At 69.2% G+C, this 21,608-nt stretch carries 18 protein-coding genes, 1 tRNA gene and 1 pseudogene; 11 read left to right on the top strand and 9 right to left on the bottom strand.

Features of this window, described 5'->3' with window-relative positions; translation table 11 throughout:
• The 4 genes and pseudogenes from ACSVC7_RS22050 to ACSVC7_RS22035 form a co-directional block, all read left to right on the top strand.
• Positions 1-89, top strand: a pseudogene (locus tag ACSVC7_RS22050) (IS5/IS1182 family transposase); the annotation flags it as partial.
• A gap of 191 nt (positions 90-280) precedes the next feature.
• Positions 281-356 (top strand) — tRNA-Thr (locus tag ACSVC7_RS22045).
• 40 nt (positions 357-396) lie between these two features.
• Positions 397-909, top strand: a complete 513-nt coding sequence (locus ACSVC7_RS22040; RefSeq protein WP_448206665.1) for a DUF1697 domain-containing protein — start codon at positions 397-399, stop codon at positions 907-909.
• Between the two features lie 98 nt (positions 910-1,007).
• Complete coding sequence (locus ACSVC7_RS22035; RefSeq protein WP_448206666.1) at positions 1,008-1,292, top strand: hypothetical protein; 285 nt, start codon at positions 1,008-1,010, stop codon at positions 1,290-1,292.
• Positions 1,293-1,382: 90 nt separating this feature from the next.
• Here the strand turns inward: ACSVC7_RS22035 and ACSVC7_RS22030 are convergent, their stop codons facing one another.
• Positions 1,383-1,952: a polysaccharide biosynthesis/export family protein gene (locus tag ACSVC7_RS22030; protein ID WP_448206667.1), complete on the bottom strand. Its 570-nt coding sequence runs from the start codon at positions 1,950-1,952 to the stop codon at positions 1,383-1,385.
• Between the two features lie 230 nt (positions 1,953-2,182).
• Positions 2,183-3,472 (bottom strand): outer membrane beta-barrel protein, encoded by a 1,290-nt coding sequence (locus tag ACSVC7_RS22025; RefSeq protein WP_448206668.1) that lies wholly within the window; start codon positions 3,470-3,472, stop codon positions 2,183-2,185.
• Between the two features lie 892 nt (positions 3,473-4,364).
• On the opposite strand from ACSVC7_RS22025, the gene ACSVC7_RS22020 reads away from it, so the two are divergent.
• The 5 genes from ACSVC7_RS22020 to ACSVC7_RS22000 all read left to right on the top strand — a co-directional run bounded on the left by ACSVC7_RS22020 (position 4,365) and on the right by ACSVC7_RS22000 (position 9,743).
• The gene (locus ACSVC7_RS22020) at positions 4,365-4,805 is read left to right on the top strand and encodes a MarR family winged helix-turn-helix transcriptional regulator (protein ID WP_448206669.1); all 441 of its coding nucleotides are present in this window, start codon (positions 4,365-4,367) and stop codon (positions 4,803-4,805) included.
• Between the two features lie 252 nt (positions 4,806-5,057).
• Positions 5,058-6,293 (top strand): ABC transporter substrate-binding protein, encoded by a 1,236-nt coding sequence (locus tag ACSVC7_RS22015; protein ID WP_448206670.1) that lies wholly within the window; start codon positions 5,058-5,060, stop codon positions 6,291-6,293.
• A 155-nt stretch (positions 6,294-6,448) separates the two neighbouring features.
• Entirely contained in the window at positions 6,449-8,290 is a 1,842-nt protein-coding gene (locus ACSVC7_RS22010) for an ABC transporter permease (protein WP_448206671.1), read from the top strand.
• Positions 8,287-9,030 (top strand): ABC transporter ATP-binding protein, encoded by a 744-nt coding sequence (locus ACSVC7_RS22005; RefSeq protein ID WP_448206672.1) that lies wholly within the window; start codon positions 8,287-8,289, stop codon positions 9,028-9,030. Before ACSVC7_RS22010 ends, ACSVC7_RS22005 begins: the two co-directional genes overlap by 4 nt.
• A complete protein-coding gene (locus ACSVC7_RS22000) occupies positions 9,027-9,743 on the top strand; it encodes an ABC transporter ATP-binding protein (protein WP_448206673.1) in 717 nt (238 codons plus the stop codon). Before ACSVC7_RS22005 ends, ACSVC7_RS22000 begins: the two co-directional genes overlap by 4 nt.
• A 297-nt stretch (positions 9,744-10,040) precedes the next feature.
• Here ACSVC7_RS22000 and ACSVC7_RS21995 read toward each other — a convergent pair whose 3' ends face one another.
• The 3 genes from ACSVC7_RS21995 to otsB all read right to left on the bottom strand — a co-directional run bounded on the left by ACSVC7_RS21995 (position 10,041) and on the right by otsB (position 12,272).
• On the bottom strand, positions 10,041-10,985 hold the full coding sequence (locus tag ACSVC7_RS21995) for an amidohydrolase family protein (RefSeq protein ID WP_448206674.1): 945 nt from the start codon (positions 10,983-10,985) through the stop codon (positions 10,041-10,043).
• 139 nt (positions 10,986-11,124) lie between these two features.
• Entirely contained in the window at positions 11,125-11,382 is a 258-nt protein-coding gene (locus ACSVC7_RS21990; RefSeq protein WP_448206675.1) for a hypothetical protein, read from the bottom strand.
• Between the two features lie 62 nt (positions 11,383-11,444).
• Positions 11,445-12,272: a trehalose-phosphatase gene (gene otsB / locus ACSVC7_RS21985; protein ID WP_448206676.1), complete on the bottom strand. Its 828-nt coding sequence runs from the start codon at positions 12,270-12,272 to the stop codon at positions 11,445-11,447.
• A gap of 429 nt (positions 12,273-12,701) precedes the next feature.
• Here otsB and nagA point away from each other — a divergent pair, with 429 nt between their 5' ends.
• Positions 12,702-13,850 (top strand): N-acetylglucosamine-6-phosphate deacetylase, encoded by a 1,149-nt coding sequence (gene nagA / locus ACSVC7_RS21980; RefSeq protein WP_448206677.1) that lies wholly within the window; start codon positions 12,702-12,704, stop codon positions 13,848-13,850.
• 344 nt (positions 13,851-14,194) lie between these two features.
• Here nagA and ACSVC7_RS21975 read toward each other — a convergent pair whose 3' ends face one another.
• Entirely contained in the window at positions 14,195-14,416 is a 222-nt protein-coding gene (locus ACSVC7_RS21975) for a hypothetical protein (protein ID WP_448206678.1), read from the bottom strand.
• A 171-nt stretch (positions 14,417-14,587) separates the two neighbouring features.
• Entirely contained in the window at positions 14,588-15,502 is a 915-nt protein-coding gene (locus tag ACSVC7_RS21970; RefSeq protein ID WP_448206679.1) for an ROK family protein, read from the bottom strand.
• A gap of 197 nt (positions 15,503-15,699) precedes the next feature.
• Between ACSVC7_RS21970 and ACSVC7_RS21965 the strand changes: the two genes are divergently transcribed.
• On the top strand, positions 15,700-18,051 hold the full coding sequence (locus ACSVC7_RS21965; RefSeq protein ID WP_448206680.1) for an ankyrin repeat domain-containing protein: 2,352 nt from the start codon (positions 15,700-15,702) through the stop codon (positions 18,049-18,051).
• Positions 18,052-18,081: 30 nt separating this feature from the next.
• Here ACSVC7_RS21965 and ACSVC7_RS21960 read toward each other — a convergent pair whose 3' ends face one another.
• Complete coding sequence (locus tag ACSVC7_RS21960; RefSeq protein ID WP_448206681.1) at positions 18,082-19,773, bottom strand: HAMP domain-containing methyl-accepting chemotaxis protein; 1,692 nt, start codon at positions 19,771-19,773, stop codon at positions 18,082-18,084.
• 274 nt (positions 19,774-20,047) lie between these two features.
• Positions 20,048-21,463 (bottom strand): dipeptidase, encoded by a 1,416-nt coding sequence (locus tag ACSVC7_RS21955; protein ID WP_448206682.1) that lies wholly within the window; start codon positions 21,461-21,463, stop codon positions 20,048-20,050.
• Positions 21,464-21,608: the final 145 nt, after the last annotated feature.

The raw sequence follows: 21,608 nt of genomic DNA, 5'->3' as shown, positions 1-21,608 counted from the left end.
TCCGGGCCATTGCCACACGCTACGACAAGCTTGCCAGCACCTTTCTGGCCGCCGTTTACCTCGTCTCGGCTGTCATCTGGCTCAACTGACGACACGCTCTAGGACCGGCCGTCGCGGACGGTCAACCGTGGGGCCTCCCCTTCCGGAAAATTTCACCCAACCGACGCGAGGCCGCAACCGGTCCGTCACGGCACCCCGCCGGCGGCACGACCATGCCGCAGGTGACGCTTGTCCCCGGCACCGCGGGACGCTAGTCTAGACGCCCCACGCAAAGGGACACGCCGGTTTAGCTCAGTTGGTAGAGCAGCGGTTTTGTAAACCGAAGGTCGCGGGTTCGAGCCCTGCAACCGGCACCATTTCCCGCACCACACGCCGCTCCCTCTATCGGAGAAGACCGTGACGGCCTATGTCGCCCTGTTGCGCGCCGTCAACGTCGGGGGAACCGGCAAGCTCCCGATGCAGGATCTGAAAGGCATCTGCGAACAGGCCGGCTTCGCGGACGTGCGAACCTACATCGCCAGCGGCAACGTCGTCTTCGAGAGCATCCTCTCGGAGTCGGAGGTCAAGGTGTCCCTGGAAAGTCGCCTCGCGGCCTACGCCGGCAAGCCGGTCGGCGTGCTCGTCCGCAGCGCGGCGGAGATGGCCGCCGTGAGGGACGGCAATCCCTTCCCGAACGGCGCGCCCAACAGCGTGGTCGCGATCTTCCTCGACGAACCGCCGTCCGCCGATGCGCTCGACCGGCTCAGCGGGCTGGTGGACGAGGAGGTCAGACTCGGCGTGCGGGAGATCTATGTCCATTATCCCAGCGGCATGGCGCGCACACGGCTCGTCATCCCCGCGGCGAGGGCTGGGACCGCGCGGAACATGAACACGGTCGCCAAACTGGCGGAGATGGCCGCGCGACTCTGACGGCGGGCGGGAACCGGCGGCGACCGGGACCGGTTGGAACGGGGAACGCACGTTTCTCAGCCCCCAAACCCAGCCCCAGACCCAGCCGAGGTTCCTGAATGACGTCGCCTTCCGACGACCGCTCCACCAATCCCCCGAACATGGCGGCGCAGCGCCTGCGCGACGCCACGGACAAGGGGCTGTCGGGGGACAAGGTCCCGGCCGCCGACCCGGCCGCCGCCCCGCTCGGCACCGACGACGAGGCCGCCGGCACCCGCCCGCCACCGGAGATCGCCACGGACGCGGTCGTGCCCGAGGACCAGCGCACCCCGCCCGGCCACGCCAAGGGCACCGACGCCTTCATGAAGGGCGACTACGGCGTGCGTCAGAAGCGGAACGAGTAGTCCGGAACGCCGAGCGGTCCCGAAACGAGAAACCCCTCTCCCACACGGGAGAGGGGTTTCTCTTTGGCGTCGAATTCCGGCCATGCGCGCTCAGAAATAGCGCTCCGGCACGCGCAGCACGTCGTCGGGCATCACCGGCGTGGTGATCGGGGCCTTGCGCAGCTCCTTCTTCGGATCGGCGCCGCGGGTGATCAGCACATAGTCTTCCTTGGCGCGGTAGGTATAGCCGCCGGCCATGGCGACCGCGGACAGCGCGGTCATGCCGTTCACATACTGGTACTGGCCGGGGTTGCGGACCTCGCCCAGGATGAAGAAGGGACGGTGGTTCAGCACTTCCACGCTGACCTTGGCGTCCTTGACGTAGCCCTGCGACAGGCGGCGGGCGATGTCGCTCTCCATTTCCCGGACCGTGCGGTCCTTGGCCGGCACCTCGCCGATCAGCGGCATGGCGACCTTGCCGGAGCCGTCGACGCGGAACTCGCCGGACAACTGCTCCTCACCGAAGACGATGACGCGCAGCGAATCGCCGGACCCCAGACGGTAATCCGTCATCTGGGCCACACCGGGCGGCTCGGGGGGCGCATCCATACCGGCGCAGCCGGCCATCGCGGCGGCGATCACGGTCATTCCGAGCGCGCGGAACAAATGACGTCGAATCATCCCTAACCCTTCCCTGGCTCGTTGGCACATGAGAGGCGCGTGTCTCTTCACGGACATCACGCCCCTGAACGCTCTCAGAGGGAGACTAGCAACTCGCACGCGCTTGGGAAAAAGTGGAGAGGAAGTAACGCCAAAGGAGGAAAAGGATTCGCACCCCAGGATAGGCACCAAAGCAAAAGGGCGCCCGCCGAACGGCAGACGCCCCTTTTTATGAACTCTGGACGCGCGGACTACAACTGAGCGCCGACGCGGAGATAGACCAGGTTGTCGGAGTAATCGAAGCGTTCGAGATTCGAATTACGCTTTTCGTAAGTGTAGCCGCCGGTCAGGAACAGGTAGCGGTTCAGCTGATAGCTGGCGCCGGCGCCCAGCGTGTAGACGTTGTCCGTGCGGTCCACGCCGTTGAAGTCGTCCTGGCGCCACTGGGCGCGGGCGTTCAGCAGCAGGGTGCGCAGCAGCTCGTGGTCCACGCCCACCGCGAAGACGGTGCGGTTGTAGCTGGAGGCCTGCTGGCCGTTCTGCGTGAAGGTCGTCTCGCGCACCTGGCGGCTGAGCGAGCTGGTGACGGTGGTGAGCTGCGTCACGCTCCAGGTCAGACGGCCGCCGACGGCGAGGCCGTTGAAGTCCTTCAGGCTCGGATCGTCGTAGTTCTTGCTCAGGTAGCCCGCGTAGACCTCGCCGGTGATCAGCCCGGTCAGGTCGGTGGACAGGCCGCCCACCACCTCATAGCCGTCGGAGTCGCGCCTGATCCCGCCGAAATCGGGGCTCAGGCGATAGCGGGTCCAGGAGTAGGTGCCCTGGACGAAGGCCTCGTAGCCCTCAAGGAACTCGTAGCCGACGCGGCCGGTGCTGGCGTAATCCCAGCGGTCGCGGTCTTCCTGCGACTCCTTCCGGCCACCGATCAGCTTCGCATCCTCGTAGGAGGTGTAGTGGGCGAGGCCCGACAGGCGGAAGCGCAGGCGGTTGAAGCGCTGGTTGAAGGCCAGATCGCCGCCGCTGGTGTAGTAGTTGGTCGGCTCCGCGAGCGCCGTCGCCAGCGTCCGCTGGACGTCGGGGTCGGACCGGCCCTCATGGTCGCGGCGGTTGAAGACCAGCGCGCTGATCGACGAGTCCCGCGTGATGTCGTAGCGGCCGTCCGCCTGGACGCGGTAGTCCTGGTAGTTCTCGCTGGAGAAGTCGAAATACTGGCCGATGTTGCCGGAGGCCGAGAAGTTCAGCGCGTGGTTGTTGAAATCGGAACGGACGTCGACGCGCGGCTGGATGACCCAGATGTAGTCGTCCTTCGTGTTGTTCTCGGTCGCGAAGACGTTGCTCTCGTACGTCAGGCCGGTTTCGAGGCGCGGCAGGATGCGGAACGCGCCGGCGCGGACGCCGAGCTGCTCGACCTCCGGGCGTCGGCGCTCCAGCACGGTCTCGCCGCGCTGCAGTTCCTGAGCGTTCACGGGCTTGGACGCCGCCAGCGTCGTCAGAAACGACGACGCGAGCGCGAGGGCGAGGAAGGACAAGGAACTGGACTTCATGGGTCACCGCGCAAGGCTGAAATCAGTGGCTCTGTTCGGGCGGACGGCCGAACGACCGGCTGGCCGAACGGCCGTGGAATTGTGCAATCGCCGCTCCGGCGGAAGCGGACAGTCGCTGCAAAGACAACTCACTGCGTGGTGTCAATGCAACAGTGAAGCCGGCAGCCCAAGGTTTTTGCGCGCTCCTGTGTTGTCGGCGCAACAAGACTTGCGTCAGACGCGCGCACTATTGATGCGCGCCCGAAGGACTAGGGCAAAGGTCATAGGCCAAAAGCGAGGAACTCGTTCGGCAGGGGTGGGAACCGCCGTTCACGAGACCCGTTCAATGCAAGACTTTCCACGATGAAACGGAAGCGCTGCCATGGCCAAGCATTTGAACACTCCACCGCCGCCCAAGTCGCCCGAACATCCCAACGATGACATGATGCCGCCCTACACGCCCGGGAGCGTGCCTCCGCCGGAAGGAGACCTTCCGAAATCGGATCGCGAAAAGACTCCGCCGCCCAACACCTACCCGCCTAAGCAAAAACCCTAATTGAAAAATGGGGACGCCCTTTGGTAGCACCAAAGCGCGCATCTTCGAACGTAAACGCACTGCAAAGATGGAGCGTCGACAGTTCAGACACTCCACAGACCACCGGTAACGAATGCTTTAGGTTATTAAAAGGTGAATGGGTCAGAACTGTGGCCCTATGCCGCAGCAACAAGCGTTGCCTATCTGGAATTGCGGACATAGGCTGGTGATCGGAGCGCATCGCATTTGGCTCGGATTTGAGCTTTCCGTTCGAATCAGGGTCCGGGCGGCAAGCCTCGCCCAGCGGGCGCCGCGCTCCGTGAACCTTCCGCCGACGCCCGGTGCAACGGGCCGGCACCGCAACGCTCGTGTGCGCACATGGAACTCATCGCCCAGACGTCGCCCGACGACTATCTGCTGACGGAACAGGTGCATTACCGCCTCCGTCGCGCCCACCAGCGCGCCTCGTCGATCTTCATGGATGTGATCGGCGATGCGCAGCTCACCCCCACCCAGTGGGCCGCCCTGGTGACCCTGCGGACCGAAGGTGCGCTGTCGCAGAATCAGCTTGGGCGCCTCACCTTCATGGATCCCGCGACGACGCAGGGCGTCATCCTGCGCCTTGTCGAGCGCACCCTGGTGGAGCGGCAGCCCGACCCGCAGGACCGGCGCCGCACCAGCGTGCGCCTGACGCGCTCCGGACAATCACTGGTCAGCGCTCTGCTGGCGAACGCGATGCAGGCGCACGACAGGACGCTGGCCCCGATGTCTGCCGACGAACGCGCGACGTTCCTCGGCCTTTTGGCGCGCCTGATGTGATCCCGGCGGGCTTGCGCGCGTGATCGGGGCGGGCTTCCGCCCGGCAACGCGATTGCCTTCAGGAGAACCGCCGGGCGAACCCCGGACGACGAAAAGCGGAAACGGCGCAACGGAACGGTGACATTTGCGGTGGGTTTGCTATGAACGCAGCCATGCGTTCACGCAGCCGCCGCTTGGTGCCTCCTTGGCGGATCGCCGTTGCATATGGTTGCGCCGCAGCTTTCGCCAACCGCGCCGGGTAATCGCACGACCATGAACCGCCGCCACACCCTCATGCTGCTGGGCGCCGCCGCGTTGTTCGCCGCAGCCCAGCCCGCCGTCTCGCATGCCCAGGCGCCCCCCCAGGCCGACAGCGGCACCGCGCCGATTCGCGTCGGCGAGGTGAACAGCTACACCGGCCTGCCCGCCTTCACCATCCCCTACCGCCAGGGCTGGCAGTTGGCGGTGGAGGAGGTGAACGCCGCCGGCGGCCTGCTCGGCGGGCGCAAGCTGGAGGTGATCTCCCGCGACGACGCCGGCAAGCCCGACGACGCCGTCCGCGTCGCGCAGGAGCTGGTCAGCAACGAGAAGGTGGAGCTGCTGGCCGGCACCTACTTCTCGCACGTCGGGCTGGCGGTGGCCGATTTCGCCGCGCGCAACAAGGTGCCCTTCGTCGCGGCGGAGCCGCTGACCGACGCCATCACCTGGACCAAGGGCAACCGCTACACCTTCCGCCTGCGCCCCAGCACCTACATGCAGGCCGCCATGCTGGTGGAGGAGGCGGCCAAGCTGCCGGCCAAGCGCTGGGCCACCGTGGCGCCCAACTACGAATACGGCCAGTCGGCGGTGTCCTGGTTCAAGCAGCTGCTCCAGGAAAAGCGCCCGGACGTGGAGTTCGTGGCGGAGCAGTGGCCGGTCCAGGGCAAGCTGGAGGCCGGCCCGACCGTGCAGGCGCTGGCCGCCGCCAAGCCGGACGCCATTTTCAACGTCACCTTCGGCGCCGACCTCGCCAAGTTCGTGCGCGAGGGCGAGGGGCGCGGCCTGTTCCGCAACCGCAGCGTCGTCAGCCTGCTGACCGGCGAGCCCGAGTATCTGGAGCCGATGAAGGACGAGGCGCCCGAGGGCTGGATCGTCACCGGCTATCCCTGGGACCAGATCGACACGCCGGAGCACAAAGCCTTCCGCGACGCCTACCGCAAGCGCTTCAACGAGGCGCCGCGCCAGGGCTCCGTCGTCGGCTACGCCACCTTCAAGGCGATCGCCGCGGCGGTCGAGAAGGCCGGCTCCACCGATCCGGAAAAGCTGGTGGACGCCCTGTCCGGCCTCCAGCTGACCAGCCCCTTCGGCCCGATCACCTTCCGTGCGCTCGACCATCAGGCGACCATGGGCGCCTATGTGGGCAAGACCACGGTGAAGGACGGGCGCGGCACCATGAAGGACTGGCGCTACGCCGACGGCGCCAACTACCTCCCCTCCGACGAGGCCGTCCGCAAGCTGCGGGCGGAGTGAGCGTTGCCGGTGCCCCCACCCTCCCCACGCTGACGCGTGGGTCCCTTCCCTCCCCCGCTTCGCAGGAGAGGGCCCAAATCCCCTCCCCTGCGTCAGCGGGGGAGGGTTAGGGAGGGGGCAACACGCCTCCTTCAAAGAGACGCGCGGTAACGGCGATGTCCTTCTACCTCGTCCAGTTCCTCAGCGGCCTTGCGGCGGCGGCGACGCTGTTCCTGGTGTCGTCGGGGCTGACCATCGTGTTCGGCGTGACACGGATCGTGAACTTCGCGCACGGCTCCTTCTACATGCTGGGCGCCTACATCGGCTGGAGCCTGATCGAGCGCTGGGGCTCCACCCCGCTCGGCTTCTGGGGCGGGGTGGCGCTGGCCTCCCTCGGCGTCGGCCTGCTCGGCGCGCTGATGGAGGTCGGGCTTCTGCGCCGCCTCTACCGCTCGCCGGAGCTGTTCCAGCTGCTCGCCACCTTCGGCGTCGTCCTGGTGATCCAGGACGTCACCTCCTACGCCTGGGGTGCCGAGGATCTGCTGGGCCGGAGGGCGCCGGGCCTCAAGGGCTCCGTCGACATCCTCGGCCAGCCCTTCCCGCTCTACGACCTCGTCCTCATCGCCCTCGGTCCAACCATCCTCGGCCTGCTGTGGCTGCTGTTCAACCGCACGCGCTGGGGCACGCTGGTCCGCGCCGCGACCCAGGACCGGGAGATGACGGCGGCGCTGGGGATCGAGCCCGCGCGCCTCTTCACCGGCGTCCTGTTCCTGGGCTCGACGCTCGCCGGCCTCGGCGGCGCGTTGCAGGTCCCGCGCGAGGCGGTGAACCTGCACATGGACATGGCCATCGTGGTGGAGGCCTTCGTCGTGGTCGTGGTCGGAGGCATGGGCAGCCTGACGGGGGCCTTCATCGCCTCCCTCCTGATCGGGCAATTGCAGGCCTTCGGCATCCTGGCCTTCCCGCAGATCACGCTGGTGCTGGTCTTCCTGTTCATGGCGGTGGTCCTGGTGATCCGTCCCTACGGCCTGCTCGGCCGGGCGGAGGACGCGCCGCCCACCGCGACCAGCCCCGGCCCGCCGCTGATTCCGTCGCAGGGAATCGGCCGCTGGGTCCCCGCCCTCATCCTGGCCCTGCTCGCCCTCGTGCCGCTGGTGGCCGGCGACTACGCGCTGATCGTGCTGACCGAGGTGGTCATCCTGGCCCTGATGGCGGCCAGCCTGCATCTGCTGATCGGGCTGGGCGGGCTGGTGTCCTTCGGGCACGCCGCCTATTTCGGGCTGGGCGCCTACGGGGCGGGGCTGATGGTCAAGCATCTGGCCGCGCCCATGCCGCTGGCGCTCGCCGCGGCGCCGCTGCTGGCCGGCGTCGGCGCGCTGATCGCCGGCTGGTTCTGCGTGCGGCGCTCGGGGCTCTACTTCGCCATGCTGACGCTGGCCTTCGCGCAGATCGCCTGGTCGGTGGTCTTCCAGTGGTACGGGGTCACCGGCGGCGACAACGGCATCCTGGGCGTCTGGCCGCCGGCCTGGGCCGCCGCGAAGCCCGCCTACTATCTGCTGACCCTGGCGCTGGCCGGCGGGGCGCTGTTCCTGCTGCGCCGCGCCGCCTTCGCCCCCTTCGGCTACGCCCTGCGCGCCGGCCGCGACTCGGCTCTGCGGGCGGAGGCCGTGGGCATCGACGTGCGCCGGCACCAGTGGTTCGCCTTCGCGCTGGCCGGGTCGGCGGCGGGTCTGGCCGGCGGGCTCTACGCCTTTTCCAAGGGCAGCGTGTTTCCCACCCTGATGGCCGTGCCGGTATCGGTGGACGCGCTGGTGATGGTGCTGATGGGCGGCATCCAGACGCTGAGCGGCCCGGTCGTCGGTGCGGCCCTCTTCCACCTGCTGGAGACGCAGGCGATGAGCCTGACCGACTGGTGGCGGCTGGTGCTGGGCCTGATCATCGTGGTGCTGGTGCTGGCCTTCCCCAAGGGCGTGGCCGGCTTCGCGCGCGACCTCTGGACCCGCGGGAGGGAGACGTGAGCCGTCTGGTCGTCGAGAACCTGCAACGCTCCTTCGGCGGGGTGAAGGCGGTGCGCGGCGTGACCTTCTCCATCGCGGAAGGAGAGCTGCTGGCGCTGATCGGCCCGAACGGGGCGGGCAAGACCACCTGCTTCAACCTGCTGAACGGGCAGCTCCGCCCCGATGCCGGCACGGTGCGGCTGGACGGGGTGGATTTGGTCGGGCTGCCGCCGCGCAAGATCTGGAGGCTCGGCGTCGGGCGCACCTTCCAGATCACCGCGACCTTCTCCTCGATGACGGTGCGCGAGAATGTGCAGATGGTCTTCCTGTCCTGCCGCAAGCGCCTGTTCGGCCTGTGGTCGCCGGCTACCGCGTGCTTCCGCGACGAGGCGCAAACCCTTCTGGAGCGCGTCGGCATGGGCGCGCAGGCCGACCGGCCCTGCGGCGTGCTGGCCTACGGCGACCTGAAGCGGGTGGAGCTTGCCATGGCGCTGGCCAGCGACCCGAAGATCCTGCTGATGGACGAGCCCACCGCCGGCATGGCCCCGGCCGAGCGGCAGGAGCTGATGGCCCTGACCTCCTCCCTGGTGCGGGAGCGCGGGCTCGCCGTCCTCTTCACCGAACACGACATGGACGTGGTCTTCGGCCACGCGACTCGGATCGTGGTGCTCGACCGCGGGCAGCTGATCGCCGAGGGCACGCCCGACTCCGTGCGCGCCGACGCCCGCGTGCAGGCCGTCTATCTGGGGACCGCCGCATGAGCGCCGCCGCCCTTCTCTCCGTCCGGGACCTCCAGGCCTGGTACGGGCGTGCGCACATCCTGATGGGCGTGGACCTGACCGTGGGCCGGGGCGAGGTGGTGGCCCTGATGGGCCGCAACGGGGCCGGCAAGACCACGACCATGAAGGCGATCATGGGGCTGCTCGACGCCCGCGCGGGGGAGGTCGCCTTCGACGGGCGCGACGTCTCCGCCCTGCCGCCGCACCGCATCGCGCGGCTCGGGCTCGGCTACGTGCCGGAGGACCGGCGCGTCTTCACCGACCTGACGGTGGAGGAAAACCTGGAGGTCGGCCGCCAGCCGCCCCGCCCCGGCGCCCCGGCCTGGACGCCGGTCCGGCTTTACGCCCTCTTCCCCAACCTTGCGGAGATGCGCGGCCGGCGCGGCGGCCGGATGAGCGGCGGGGAGCAGCAGATGCTCACCCTCGCCCGCACGCTGATGGGCAACCCGTCCCTGCTCCTCCTCGACGAGCCGTCGGAGGGCCTCGCCCCGCGCATCGTCCAGCAGATGGCCGACGCCGTCCGCGCCCTGAAGGCGGAGGGGCTGTCGGTCCTGCTGTCCGAACAGAACCTCGCCTTCGCCGCCGCCGTGGCCGACCGCGCCGCCGTCATCGAGAAGGGCCGCATCCGCTTCGAAGGCCCGATGCAGGCCTTGCTGGACGACGAATCGGTGCGCCGCGCCTACCTCGCCCTTTGATACGGTTGGAAAATGATCGCTTCCATCATTTACCAACCGTAAAACACGGCAGATCAATGCGTTAGCATTGATCGAAAGGGTCATGCCGGCGGCGCCTTCAGATGCCGGCGGTATGATGCCATGTTCGAAAAGTTCTGACGTTTTGAACACGGCATCGGTCGCGACGGCGGCCGCGGCCCGCGAGGGCCGAAGCTTGCGTGGCGTGTGAACGCAACGGCCCGAATGTTTCGGACCGCGTATAAGGTGCGCTGGCGTCTCCATAGGGCAGGCGCCAGCCACACCCATCAAATACCCCCATCAAACAAAGCGGAAAAGGCGCGCCGGAACCTCGACCAGGACGGTGTGCCGGTCGCGCGCGTCCGGCAACAGTTTTTCCAGCATGGCATGGGAAGACGGGTAGGACAGCGTCTTCTCGAAGCTGGTGTGCGGCCAGTCGCTGCCCCACAGCAGACGCTCGACACCGATGGCGTCGCGCAGCAGGGGCATGGCGGCCAGCGCGACCTCCTCGCCGCGTCCGTCCGCGCCGTTGCGGTAGAAGCCCGAGATCTTGACCCAGACGAGCCCGGTCGACCCCGCCTTGAGGATGGCGCGGAAGCCCGGATCGTCGATGCCCAGCTTGGCATTCGGACGGCCGAAATGGTCGACCACCACCTTCACCCCGGCCTTCAACACCGGCTGCATCAGGCGCGCCGTGCGTTCCGGCTCCGCATGGAACTCCATGTGCCAACCGTGGTCGCGCATCCGCGCGATGGCAGCCTGCCAGTCGGGCGAGGTCAGGTCGGGGTCCGGCAGCGAATACAGGTTCAGCCGGGCGCCCACGACGCCGATGGCGTTCAACTCGTCGATCTTGCCGAGGTCGCTCGGGTCGATCACGCCGACCGCGCGCAGGCGCTTGGGCTCGGCCTTCAGCGCTTCGGCCATGTAGCTGTTGTCGGTGCCGAGGAAGCTCGGCTGCACCAGCACACCGTGCGACATGCCGTGCTGGTCCAGGACCGCCAGATAATCCGCCAGCTTCGCGTTGTAGTCCGGCGCGTAGCGGCGCACATCGGCGAGCTTCATGCCCACCTCGAAGATGTGGGCGTGGGTGTCGATGCCGGTGATGCCGGCAAAGGCGCCGGCCGTGTCGGACGCCTTCGGCACTCCCGCCGCCTGGGTGGCGGCCGGCAGGCCAAGCGCGGCGACCGCCAGGGGAGCGGCGGCCAGCCCGGCCAGCGAGGCAGCGAAGCCCCTACGGGTAATCATAAGGTCTTCCTCTCGGATGAATTGCGGAACATCCGAAGGAATAATCGCGAAGCCGCCCCCCTGCCCAACCGAACCGGGCATGGCCGGGTGCGGCAAATCCGCCCGGCCCTTCCCTTCCCTTTCCTTCCAGCGCGCGCGGTTACACCAGCATGTCCAGCATGCGCTTCGTGTTCTCCTGCGCCGCCTGCATCACCTTGACGTTGGCGGCGAAGTCGGTCTGGGCGGAGGAGAGGCTGACCACCACCGCCGGGTCGAGATTCCCGGCGGCGAGCTGCGTGCCCGCGTCCTGCGCGCGGGCCTGCGCGTCCTGAAGGCCGGCGAGGGCGGCGGCCTGCGGCTCCGGCAGGGTGGGCAGGGTCGGGGCACCGAAGGCGCCCCCGATGCCGTCGATGGCCATGTCGGGTGTCCTGTTGCGGTCCCGTCCAGCCTAAACCCACCGTGGTAAAGGGTCCGTGAACGTCACGAATCGGCCAGCCAGTCGGTCAGCCGCTCCAGGAAGGCGGCCGCCTCGGCCGGGTCCTTCAGGCTCCAGTCCGCCGCGCTGGCGCCGGGCCGGTCCATGACGCGGACGCCGATGCCCCGGCTATTCAAGGCACGGAAGGCGTCCTCGTCCGTCTCGTCGTCGCCGAGGTAGAGCGGCACCGTCTCCGCCCCCGCCAGCCCCAGCGCGTCGAGCAGCGCCAGCACCGCCCGCCCCTTGTCCCAGGGCAGGTTGGGCCGCAGCTCGTGGATTTCCTTGCCGCCGGTGACGCGCAGCTGCGGGTGGTCGGCCGCGACATTGCGCACCGCCTCCGCGACGGCCGGCTTGTCCGGCGATGCGACGCGGCGGGTGTGCACGGCGATGGCGAAGCGCTTGCGCTCCACCAGCAGGCCCGGCACGGCGGACAGCCGTTCCTTCAGCGCGGCGTCGGCCCCGTCCAGCTCGTTCAGATACTCCAGCCCGATCTGGGTGCGCAGGCTGGGACCGCGGATGTCGAAGCCGTGGCTGCCGGCGTAGACCAGCTCCTCCAGCCCGACCAGCCGCGCCACGTCGTCCAGGTCGCGCCCGCTGACCACCGCGACGGGGCACAGGCTGGCGAGCCGGCGGATCGTCGCCCGGACGGTCCCGTCCAGCACGGCGAGGTCCGGCCGGTCCACGATGGGCGTCAGGGTTCCGTCGTAATCCAGGAAGACGGCGGGCTGCCGGTCCCCCAGGGCCGCCGCGAATTCCTCGAAACGAGCGAGCGCGGAAGGCTTGTCCGGACCCTGCTCCGGAATGTTGCCGGGTGGCGGCTGCACCAAGGACACCTGTTACCCCCTTCATTCATTCGCATGCAACGAACAACGAAACGGGACGCCGTTGGGTCCGGGGCTCTGCCGATGGGACTGTGACCATCGCGCCACAGTATCCCCGGAAACGACTTCGGCCCCGCGAAGGGGCCGAAGCGGGGGTTTGCACCCACCTGAGAACTTGTTAATTTTGCAATGCAGCAAGCGATTGCTGCTTCGCCCTTCTTGGGCGTTTCCTCCCTAAACTCAGGCCGCTGATTCCAGCGGCCTTTTTTCTGCCAGAAACGCGGCGCGTCTGGCAATCCCTAACAAAGGGCATAGCGGGGCAACTCAAAGGCGTAATCCACAAACGCTCGATGGTTACTCGGTGTTCAAAGCCCCCTTGCGCCCGTCGCCGTCCTGGCGTTCTCCTTGCGCGCGGCACAGGCCAACAGCGGGAGCAAGCTCTTGAAAAGCCCAGTGAAAGCTCTGGTCAACGCGACGATCCACACCGGGGACGCGGTGCTGGAGCGCGCCGCCCTGCTGATCGATGGCCCGGTGATCGCCGGGCTGGTGGAGCGCGCGGCCGTCCCGCCGGACGCGGACATCCATGATCTGGGCGGCGGGGTCCTGGCGCCGGGCTTCATCGACCTTCAGGTGAATGGCGGCGGCGGGGCGCTGTTCAACGACTCCCCCGACGTGGCGACGCTCCGGCGCATCGCCGAGTCGCACCGCCGGTTCGGCACCACCGGCCTTCTGCCCACCTTCATCACCGACGACGCGAACAAGCGCGCCGCCGCCGTGGCCGCCGTGCGCGCCGCTTTGGCGGAGGGCGTGCCGGGCGTGCTGGGCATCCATCTGGAAGGCCCGCACATCACCGTGGAGCGGCGCGGCGTCCACGACGCCCGCTTCATCGCCCCGCCCGCCCCGGTCGACCTTGCCCTGCTGGACAGCCTCGCGGGCCTGCCGGCGCTCGTCACGCTCGCGCCGGAGACGGTGCCGCCGGAGACGATCCGCGCGCTGACCGCCGCCGGCATCCGCGTCGCCGCCGGCCACAGCACGGCCACCTGGGCGCAGGCGAAGGCCGGCATCAAGGCCGGGGTCACCGGTGTCACCCACCTGTTCAACGCCATGAGCCAGCTCGGCTCCCGCGAGCCCGGCATGGTCGGGGCGGCGCTGGAGGACGATTCGGTGTGGTGCGGCATCATCGTGGACGGCCACCACGTTCACGACGCCTCCGTCCGCCTCGCCTGGAAGGCCAAGGCGCGGGGCAAGCTGTTCCTGGTCACCGACGCCATGCCCCCGGTGGGGACCGGTGCGGACTTCCGGCTCTACGGCCAGACCATCCATGTGAAGGACGGGCGCTGCGTCACCGACGACGGCACGCTGGCCGGCTCGGCCCTGGACATGGCGACCGCGGTGCGCAACTGCGTGGAGCGGATCGGCATCCCGCTGGACGAGGCGCTGCGCATGGCGTCCGCCTACCCCGCCGATTTCCTGGGCATGGCCGAAACGCGCGGCCGGCTGAGGCCGGGCCTTGCCGCCGACCTCGTGCATCTGGACGAGCGGCTCGGCGTCCGCGCCACCTGGATCGCCGGGAAAATGTCCGCCGCGTGAACGAACCCCCTGCACGCGCGCGCAAAATGTCGTATAGAGGCGTCCGAACCTGGATCGAGGAGATTTCCATGGACATCGCCCTGATGGTCGCCGCCGTCGTGTTCTTCTTCTGGCAGACCGTTTCCGAGTAATCGGTCCCCAGCCGCCCGCAAAGCGGATTTCGATCCGCTTTGGACCGCGACTGCGGTCCCGGTCGCTCATGCGGCCGAAGCCAGGCCGGCGAATGAGGCCATTTAAGTCTGAAGCGAATGGCAATTCGCTTCAGGCGGACACGCGAAACGCGAAAGGGCGGCTCCCCGGCGGAGCCGCCCTTTCGCGTTTTCGGAACCCGGTGCCGCGCGCTGTTATTCGGCCGCGTCGGGGACGACGTGCTTCGGATGATCGAGTTGGGCGTGGACGGACGAAACCAGCCGCAGCGTCTCCATGATCGAGCCGATGGCTTCGTTCACGTCAGCCTGCCCATCCGGTGCGTGCATGCTGGCCAGGACGGTTTCCAGCTCCTCCGCCGCATCCTGAAGACGGGCGCAGGCTTGCTCCAGATGGCGCGCCGCGTTTGCGGAACGCACACGCGCCGGGGCACCCGTACCGAGATGCGCGTTTCGATTTGCAAATTGCATCGACGCCGCGTTCGCTCCGACGCGAACTCCAGTTTTTCTGCGATACATGGGCCAGCTCCCTTTCGGTTGCCGACATAACAAGCAAAAGTTACGCCAATAACCCCTTTTCATTCGTGGACGTTATGCTGACGGCCACAACCATGCCGCGCCGCGCATGCCGCTGTCCGCCCCGTGCCGCGCGCGGACGAACCGGGTGCGCGGCGCCGGGCTGAGCGCCCAGCGGCCCCACAGGGCGGGCACCGCCTCGTACAGCCCCGGCAGGTTCGACAGGCCGCCGCCGACGACGATGGCGTCGGGGTCGAGCAGGTTGATCACCGCCGCCAGCGCGCGGGCCAGCGCGTCCGCGTGGTGGCGGAGCGTCGCCGTGGCCGCCGCGTCGCCCGCCGCCGCCCGCTCCACAATCCGGGGCGGTTCCAGCGCCTCCCCCGTCCGCCGCGCGTGCAGGCGGGCGAGCCCACCGCCACACAGCAGCGTCTCGATGCAGCCCACCCGGCCACAGCCGCAGGGTTCCGGCGGGCCGTCCTCCTCCGTCCGCCAGGGCAGCGGGGTGTGGCCCCATTCCCCGGCCAGCGCGTTGGCGCCGGGCAGGATGCGCCGGTCCACGACAATGCCGCCGCCGACCCCGGTGCCCAGGATGATGCCGAACACCACGGGCGCGCCGGCCGCCGCGCCGTCCACCGCTTCCGACAGGACGAAGGCGTTGGCGTCGTTGGCGATCCGCACCGGTCTTCCGAGCGCGCGGGCCAGATCCCCGGCGAAGGGCCGGCCGTTCAGCCAGGGCAGGTTCACCGCCCGCACGGTGCCCGCTGCCGCGTCGACGATCCCCGGCAGGCAGAGCCCCACGCTCGCCCCCGCCTCGCCCGTCCAGACAACGCCCGCCTGCCGCTCCACCTCCGCCACCGCGCCGGCCAGCGCGGCGAGCGTGCCGTCATAGTCGCGCGGCGTGTCGGCGCGGTGCCGCGCCCGCTCGTTCCCCTCGGCGTCCAGGAGGGTGGCGGCGATCTTCGTCCCGCCCAGATCGATGCCGATGCGCATGAGGCTCCTGCGCGCTGCGCGTCCATGGAGGAAAAGGAGGCAACCCTATACCGCGCGCCCGGCACCCTTCCAGCCCCACCAACGGGCGTACCTCCCCAAAAGAGGGGACGGCTCCGCCCCTTTGCACCGTCGCACCGCGCCTGGGGCTCACTAGAGTCATGAAGACATTCGTCTCATTATGGATTGCGCGCGCCCCCATGGACCGTACCGCTCCGAAAGCCACGCCATCCTCGGCTCACCCCTCCGCCGCCGCCTCGCAGACCCCGCGCCTGCGCCCTGAACAGGCGGAAGTCTTCGACGGCCTGCTGCTGGCGCTCCTGGCGCGCAAGCGGCTTCTGCTGCTGGTGGGCGACGCCGGCTCCGGCCGCGCCGCGGTGTTCCGGCAGCTGGTGGAGCAGGTCGCCTCCGACGGCGCCCTGGTTCTCCCGGTCTCCGCCACGCCGGGTGCGGAGGTGGAAGACCTGATCGGCACGGCCGGAGACGCGGTCCTGCCCTCCGAAACGGAGGACCGCGACTTCGACACGCTGGTCGCGGAACTGGAGGAGCGGCTGGACCTCGCCGGCTCGGGCCTGCTGGCGGTGGAGAACGCGGGCGTGCTGACCCCGCCGGTGCTGGGCGACCTGATCGACCTGACCCGGTCGGAGACTCCGGCCGGGCGTTTCCTCCAGGTGCTGCTGTGCGGCACGCCGGAGCTGGAGCGCTCCCTCGCCCGTCCGGGCTTGGCCGAGGCGGTGCGCGAGCTGGGCGTCATCTACCGCATGGTGCCCGGCGCCGGCCCGTCCGTCACCCCTTCCGCGACGGCCCGACCCGCGCCCGCGCCGGCCCTGCGCCCGATGGCACCGCCCCAGGGCGAGGAGCTTCCCGCCAAGGAACCGCCCGCCAAGGAGTCCCAGAAGGACGCCCAGAAGGAAAGCTGGGAGCCCGCCAACGACTGGGACGCGCCGGACGGCTGGACCGCCCCGGAGGCGTCCGGCGCCCTCGCCGCCGACCTGCCGGTGATGCCGCCCCGGCGGCGCCACGCCGCGCTGGCCGGGGCCGCCGTGACCACGCTGATCCTGCTGGGCGCCGCCGGGGCCGCCGTGACCCTGGCCGTGCCCGGCGCATCGCCGGACAAGGCCCTGGACTACGCCAAGCGCGGCTGGTCGGACCTGCGCGCCTATGTGGCGGAGCATGTCCATAACCCCTTTGAAGGCCGGCCCTTCGCCGAGGACCGAACCGCCCAGCCCCGCGATCCGGACGCGCTGGCGCTCGCCCGCGCGCAGAATCCCACCCTCGCCCCACCAAACACGACGCCCCCGGCCACGACGATGCCGGCCACGGCGGCGGAGCCCGCCCAATCGCCCGTCCAGCAGGTCGCGAAATTCGACCCGGCGCCCATCGCCAAGCCGGACCTGCCGCCGCTCGCCCCGGCCATCGCGCCGCCGAAGGTGCTTCCCCCGCCCGGCGACCCGCTCGGCGCGGAACCGCCTCCGCCGAAGCCGCGGGCCGACCAGGGCGAAGGACCGCCAACCGGCTCCGCCGCCCTGCCGCCGCTGGTCGAGGAGGCCCCCGTCACCCCGCCGGCCACCCCGCCGGGTGCGGCGGCCCAGGCCGCGCCCGCCGCTCCCCTGCCGGCCGACAGCGAAGGCGGTCTCACCCAGCGCGTGCGCGCGCTCGTCGATCAGGCGCGTCGGCAGATCTCCGCCAAGCGCCTGACCACCCCGCCCGGCGACAACGCCTACGAGACCGTGTCGCGCCTGCGCGAGATCGCCCCGGCCACGCCGGAAATCGCCGAACTGCTGGCGGTCATGGAGGACACCTACCGCCGCTGGGCCGCCATGTCCGAGCGCGACAACAATTGGGACGAGGCCCGCCGCTTCTACGAGCGGGCGCTGATCGTCGCCCCCAGCAACGGCGACCTGCGCGACCGCATCAAGGCGGCCGGCGAACGCCGCGCCAACCCGCCGCTTGCCTCCGGCACCACCACGGAGGCGCAGCCCGGCCTGGACAACCGCGAATCCGCCATCGCCCTGCTGCGCCGTCCCGCCGACCTGAAGCGGGCGCTGGACGGCGGCGCCGACCCGAACAAGCGCGTGGACAACGGCAAGACGCTGCTGATGCTGGCCGCGGAGCAGGGATTGGCCGACGCCGTGAAGGTGCTGGTCGACAGCCGCGCCCGCACGGAGCTGCGCACCGCCGACGGCGCCACGGCCGTCATGTACGCCGCCTGGGGCGGGCATGAGGGGGTGATCCAGACGCTGGCCGCCGCCGGGGCGGAGCTGGACGCCACCAACGACGACGGCAAGACCGCCCTGATGGCCGCCTCCGCGCGCGGCCATGTGGGGGTGGTGCGCACCCTGCTCGACCACGGCGTGGCCGTGGACCGGGTGGCGAGCCACGGCTGGTCGGCCCTGATGTACGCGGCAAACAACGGCCACGACCGCGTCGCCCGCCTGCTGGTCGAACGCGGCGCCAATCCCTTTCGCATGGACACCGCCGGCAACTCCGCCCTGACGCTGGGCGCGTTGCAGGGGCACATGCAGGTGGTCGAGGCGCTGAAGCCGCGGTAACCCCGCGGCGGCGCCCCTCCACTCACACTCTTACGCGGCCTTGATCATGGCGAGGAACTGCTCCACGTCCAGGCGCAGGGTTTCCGCCTGCCGCGCCAGCTCGCCCGCAGCGCTGGTCACCTGACCGGCGGAAGCCCCGGTCTCGCCCGCGGTCACCGTCACCAGCGCGATGTTGCCCGAAACCTCCTGCGTGCCGGCGGCGGCCTGCTGGACGTTGCGGGAAATCTCGTTGGTCGCGGCGCCCTGCTCCTCGATGGCGGCGGCGATGCCCGTGGCGATGTCGCTGACCTGGGTGATGGTGTCCCCGATGGCGGCGATGGCCTGGACCGCTCCGCCCGTCGCCGCCTGGATGGCGTTGATCTGCGCCGCGATCTCGTCCGTGGCCCGCGCCGTCTGGCTGGCCAGATGCTTGACCTCGCCCGCGACCACGGCGAAGCCCTTGCCCATCTCGCCGGCGCGGGCGGCCTCGATGGTGGCGTTCAGCGCCAGCAGGTTGGTCTGCGAGGCGATGTTGTTGATCAGGCTGACCACGTCGCCGATCTTCTGGGCCGCTTCAGCCAGCCCCCGGACGGTTTCGTTGGTGTGCGCCGCCTGCTCGACCGCCTGGCTGGCGATCCGGGTGGAGCGCGACACCTGTTCCCCGATCTCGCGGATGGAGCTGGCCATCTCCTCCGCGGCGGACGCGACCGTCTGCACGTTGGCGCTGGTCTGCTCGGCCGCCGCAGCGACCGCGCCGGCCTGGCTGTTGGTCTGCTCGGCCATGGCCGACATGCTCTGCGCCGTGGCGTCCAGTTCGGAGGCTGCCGACGAGACGGTCCGCAGCGCCGAGGCGGAGGCCCCCTCGAACTGCCGGATCAGCTGGTCGACCGTTTCAGCCCGGCGCATCTTGGCGGCCTGCTCGGCGGCCTGCTCGGCGGCAAGGCGGTCGGCCTGGATCAGCCCGTCCTTGAACACCTGGACGGCCCGCGCCATGGCGCCGATCTCGTCCTTGCGCTCGGTTCCCGTCACGGCGATCGCGAGATCGCGCCCGGCCAGCCGGCTCATGATGCCGGTCAGCCCCAGGATCGGTTTCGAGACGGTGGCGACGATCATCCAGCCGGCCAGCAGGCAAACCGCCAGCACCAGGGCCACGATGCCGATGATCAGGGTCTTGCTGGTCGCGTAGATCTCCGCTCCGAGATCGGCCGCCGCTTTGCCGCTCTTGACGTTGAAGGCGATGAGTTCATTCAGAAGGGTGCGCGCCTTCGCGAACTCGTCGCGCGAATCGCCCCGGTACACGCGCGCGGCCGCATCGGACTCGTTCCGGCGCGACAAGGGAAGCAGCCTCTGATCGCTCAGCGTGATGTAGCGGTCCCACGCCTCGGAGAACATGCGGTACGTGTCCGTCTCGTATCCGGGGGTCAGCATCGACTCGTACACCTTGCGCTCCTCGTCCAGTTCGGCGCGCACAGCCTTCATGCTCTGCTCTTCCCGAACCATGTCCTCGGCGCTGACGGACATGATGTGGGCTCCCTCAAGCCCACGATACCGTTCGAACTTGGCGGCAATGACACCGATCGACCCGACACTGGGCAGCCAGTTGTCCCGGATTTCCGCCGCCTCCCCGTTCACCGCGGAAAGCCGGTTGATCGAAAACACCCCCAGACCGGCCGCACAGACCAGAATGACCGCAAAACAAACAAGGGCTTTTGCCCGAACCGACACATTCGAAAGATAGTTCATTCCCCTCACCCTCCAGACCCTGCCCAGTGAAAATTGCAGAGCGAGGCAGCTCCTCGCTTTTTGTGTTCCGCAACACACCAGAACCTTCCTGGAAGATTGCCGTTCGATTACTAACGTTCGATGAAAACCTTTGCGGTCGCGAGTCTAAGACTTTTTGTAATCTTCAGCAGAAATGATCTTTCAACAAAAAGAAAGGCGCCGTCGCAATGCGCGAACGGCGCCCACCGGCCAAGCCGGGACAGGGAGCGCCCCAAGGACAGGGCGCGCCAATAAGTCAGAGCGCCGCGAAGCGCGCCAGCATCGCCGCGTGGGAGCGGATGCCATTGTGCAGGCACGTCACCTCGAACTTCTCGTTCGGCGAGTGGATGCGGTCGTCCTCCAGCCCGAAGCCGACGAAGATCGAATCGAAGCCCAGCGCCTGCCGGATGTAGCCGCCGACGGGGATCGACCCGCCGCTGCCGATCAGCGCCGGCTTGTTCGTGTAGACGTCGCCCAGCCCCGCCATGGCGGCGCGCAGGTACGGGCTGTCGGTCGGCACCTGGACGCCGGGGGAGTGGCTGAACACCTTGAACTCCCAGCGCCCGTCCTTCGGCGTGCGCGCCTCCAGGAAGCTCTTCAGCCCGGCCAGGATTTTCTCCGGATCCTGGTTCGGCACCAGACGGCAGGACAGCTTGGCCGACGCCTTCGCCGCGATCACCGTCTTGGAGCCTTCGCCCGTGTAGCCGCCCCAGATGCCGTTGAGGTCGCAGGTCGGGCGCGACCACAGCCGCTCCAGCGCCGTGCGGCCGGCCTCGCCCGCCGGGGCCGTCAGCCCGACGCCGGCCAGGAAGGCGCCCTCGTCGAAGCCCAGATCCCGCCACATGGCTTTCTCCTCGTCCGTCGGCTCGGCCACGTCGTCGTAGAAGCCGGGGAACTGCACACGCCCCTCATCGTCGTGGATCTGGCCCAGGATGCGGGTCAGCGCGTTGATCGGATTCAGCACCGCGCCGCCGAACATGCCGGAGTGCAGGTCGTGGCTCGGTCCATGCAGCGTCGCCTCGACATAGAGCAGGCCGCGCAGCCGCGTGGTGATGGCCGGCGTCTCGATGTTCCAGCTGTTGGTGTCGGTGATGACGCAGACGTCGGCCTTCAGCTCCTCCGCGTTCGCCTGCAGGAAGGGCAGCAGGTTCGGGCTGCCGATCTCCTCCTCGCCCTCCAGCAGGACGGTCGCGCGGATCGGCAGCGTGCCGTGCACGGCGTGCCAGGCGCGGAACGCCTCGATGAAGGTCATCACCTGACCCTTGTCGTCCACGGCCCCGCGCGCGACGATGCGGCGGCCATGCTCGGCCTCGACGATGGCGGGCTCGAAGGGCGGGCTGTTCCACAGCTCCAGCGGCTCGGCCGGCTGCACGTCGTAATGGCCGTAATAGAGGACGTGCGGGACATTCTCCCCGCCCGGCCCCGGATGATGCGCCACGACCATCGGGTGCCCCGCCGTGTCGCGGACGGAGGCGTCGAAGCCCAGGGCCGTCAGCTCCCGCGCCAGCCAGTCCGCCGTGCGGCGCACGTCGCCCGCGCGGGCCGGATCGGTGCTGACGCTGGGAATGCGGAGCAGGTCGCACAGCCGGCCGACCGACTCCTCGAAGCTGCGGTCAACCTGTTGCAGGACGGGTTCCACGGCCATGGGGGCGGCGGACAAGACGCTGGACATCAATGCAAGCCTTCGGTTGCGACGAAACGCACCGATGGTAGCGCATCGCCGCCCGCCGCCAAGGCCGACAAATCGCAGAGGAGCTATGGGTGCAGAGAAGCTATGGGTTTGGAGCCATCCCCGCGAAGGCGGCGCCCAGGCTCCG

The organism is Azospirillum mesophilum (assembly GCF_053470405.2).
The sequence above is the reverse complement of the archived record's forward strand: the minus strand, read 5'-3'. Positions and strand labels throughout refer to the sequence as shown.

What these genes read in the sequence shown, in the direction of transcription:
- ACSVC7_RS22035 (WP_448206666.1), top strand. Translation starts at nt 1,008, where the DNA reads ATGACGTCGCCTTCCGACGACCGCTCCACCAATCCCCCGAACATGGCG.
- ACSVC7_RS22030 (WP_448206667.1), bottom strand. Translation starts at nt 1,952, where the DNA reads ATGATTCGACGTCATTTGTTCCGCGCGCTCGGAATGACCGTGATCGCC.
- ACSVC7_RS22025 (WP_448206668.1), bottom strand. Translation starts at nt 3,472, where the DNA reads ATGAAGTCCAGTTCCTTGTCCTTCCTCGCCCTCGCGCTCGCGTCGTCG.
- ACSVC7_RS22020 (WP_448206669.1), top strand. Translation starts at nt 4,365, where the DNA reads ATGGAACTCATCGCCCAGACGTCGCCCGACGACTATCTGCTGACGGAA.
- ACSVC7_RS22015 (WP_448206670.1), top strand. Translation starts at nt 5,058, where the DNA reads ATGAACCGCCGCCACACCCTCATGCTGCTGGGCGCCGCCGCGTTGTTC.
- ACSVC7_RS22010 (WP_448206671.1), top strand. Translation starts at nt 6,449, where the DNA reads ATGTCCTTCTACCTCGTCCAGTTCCTCAGCGGCCTTGCGGCGGCGGCG.
- ACSVC7_RS22000 (WP_448206673.1), top strand. Translation starts at nt 9,027, where the DNA reads ATGAGCGCCGCCGCCCTTCTCTCCGTCCGGGACCTCCAGGCCTGGTAC.
- ACSVC7_RS21995 (WP_448206674.1), bottom strand. Translation starts at nt 10,985, where the DNA reads ATGATTACCCGTAGGGGCTTCGCTGCCTCGCTGGCCGGGCTGGCCGCC.
- ACSVC7_RS21990 (WP_448206675.1), bottom strand. Translation starts at nt 11,382, where the DNA reads ATGGCCATCGACGGCATCGGGGGCGCCTTCGGTGCCCCGACCCTGCCC.
- ACSVC7_RS21970 (WP_448206679.1), bottom strand. Translation starts at nt 15,502, where the DNA reads ATGCGCATCGGCATCGATCTGGGCGGGACGAAGATCGCCGCCACCCTC.
- ACSVC7_RS21965 (WP_448206680.1), top strand. Translation starts at nt 15,700, where the DNA reads ATGGACCGTACCGCTCCGAAAGCCACGCCATCCTCGGCTCACCCCTCC.
- ACSVC7_RS21960 (WP_448206681.1), bottom strand. Translation starts at nt 19,773, where the DNA reads ATGAACTATCTTTCGAATGTGTCGGTTCGGGCAAAAGCCCTTGTTTGT.
- ACSVC7_RS21955 (WP_448206682.1), bottom strand. Translation starts at nt 21,463, where the DNA reads ATGTCCAGCGTCTTGTCCGCCGCCCCCATGGCCGTGGAACCCGTCCTG.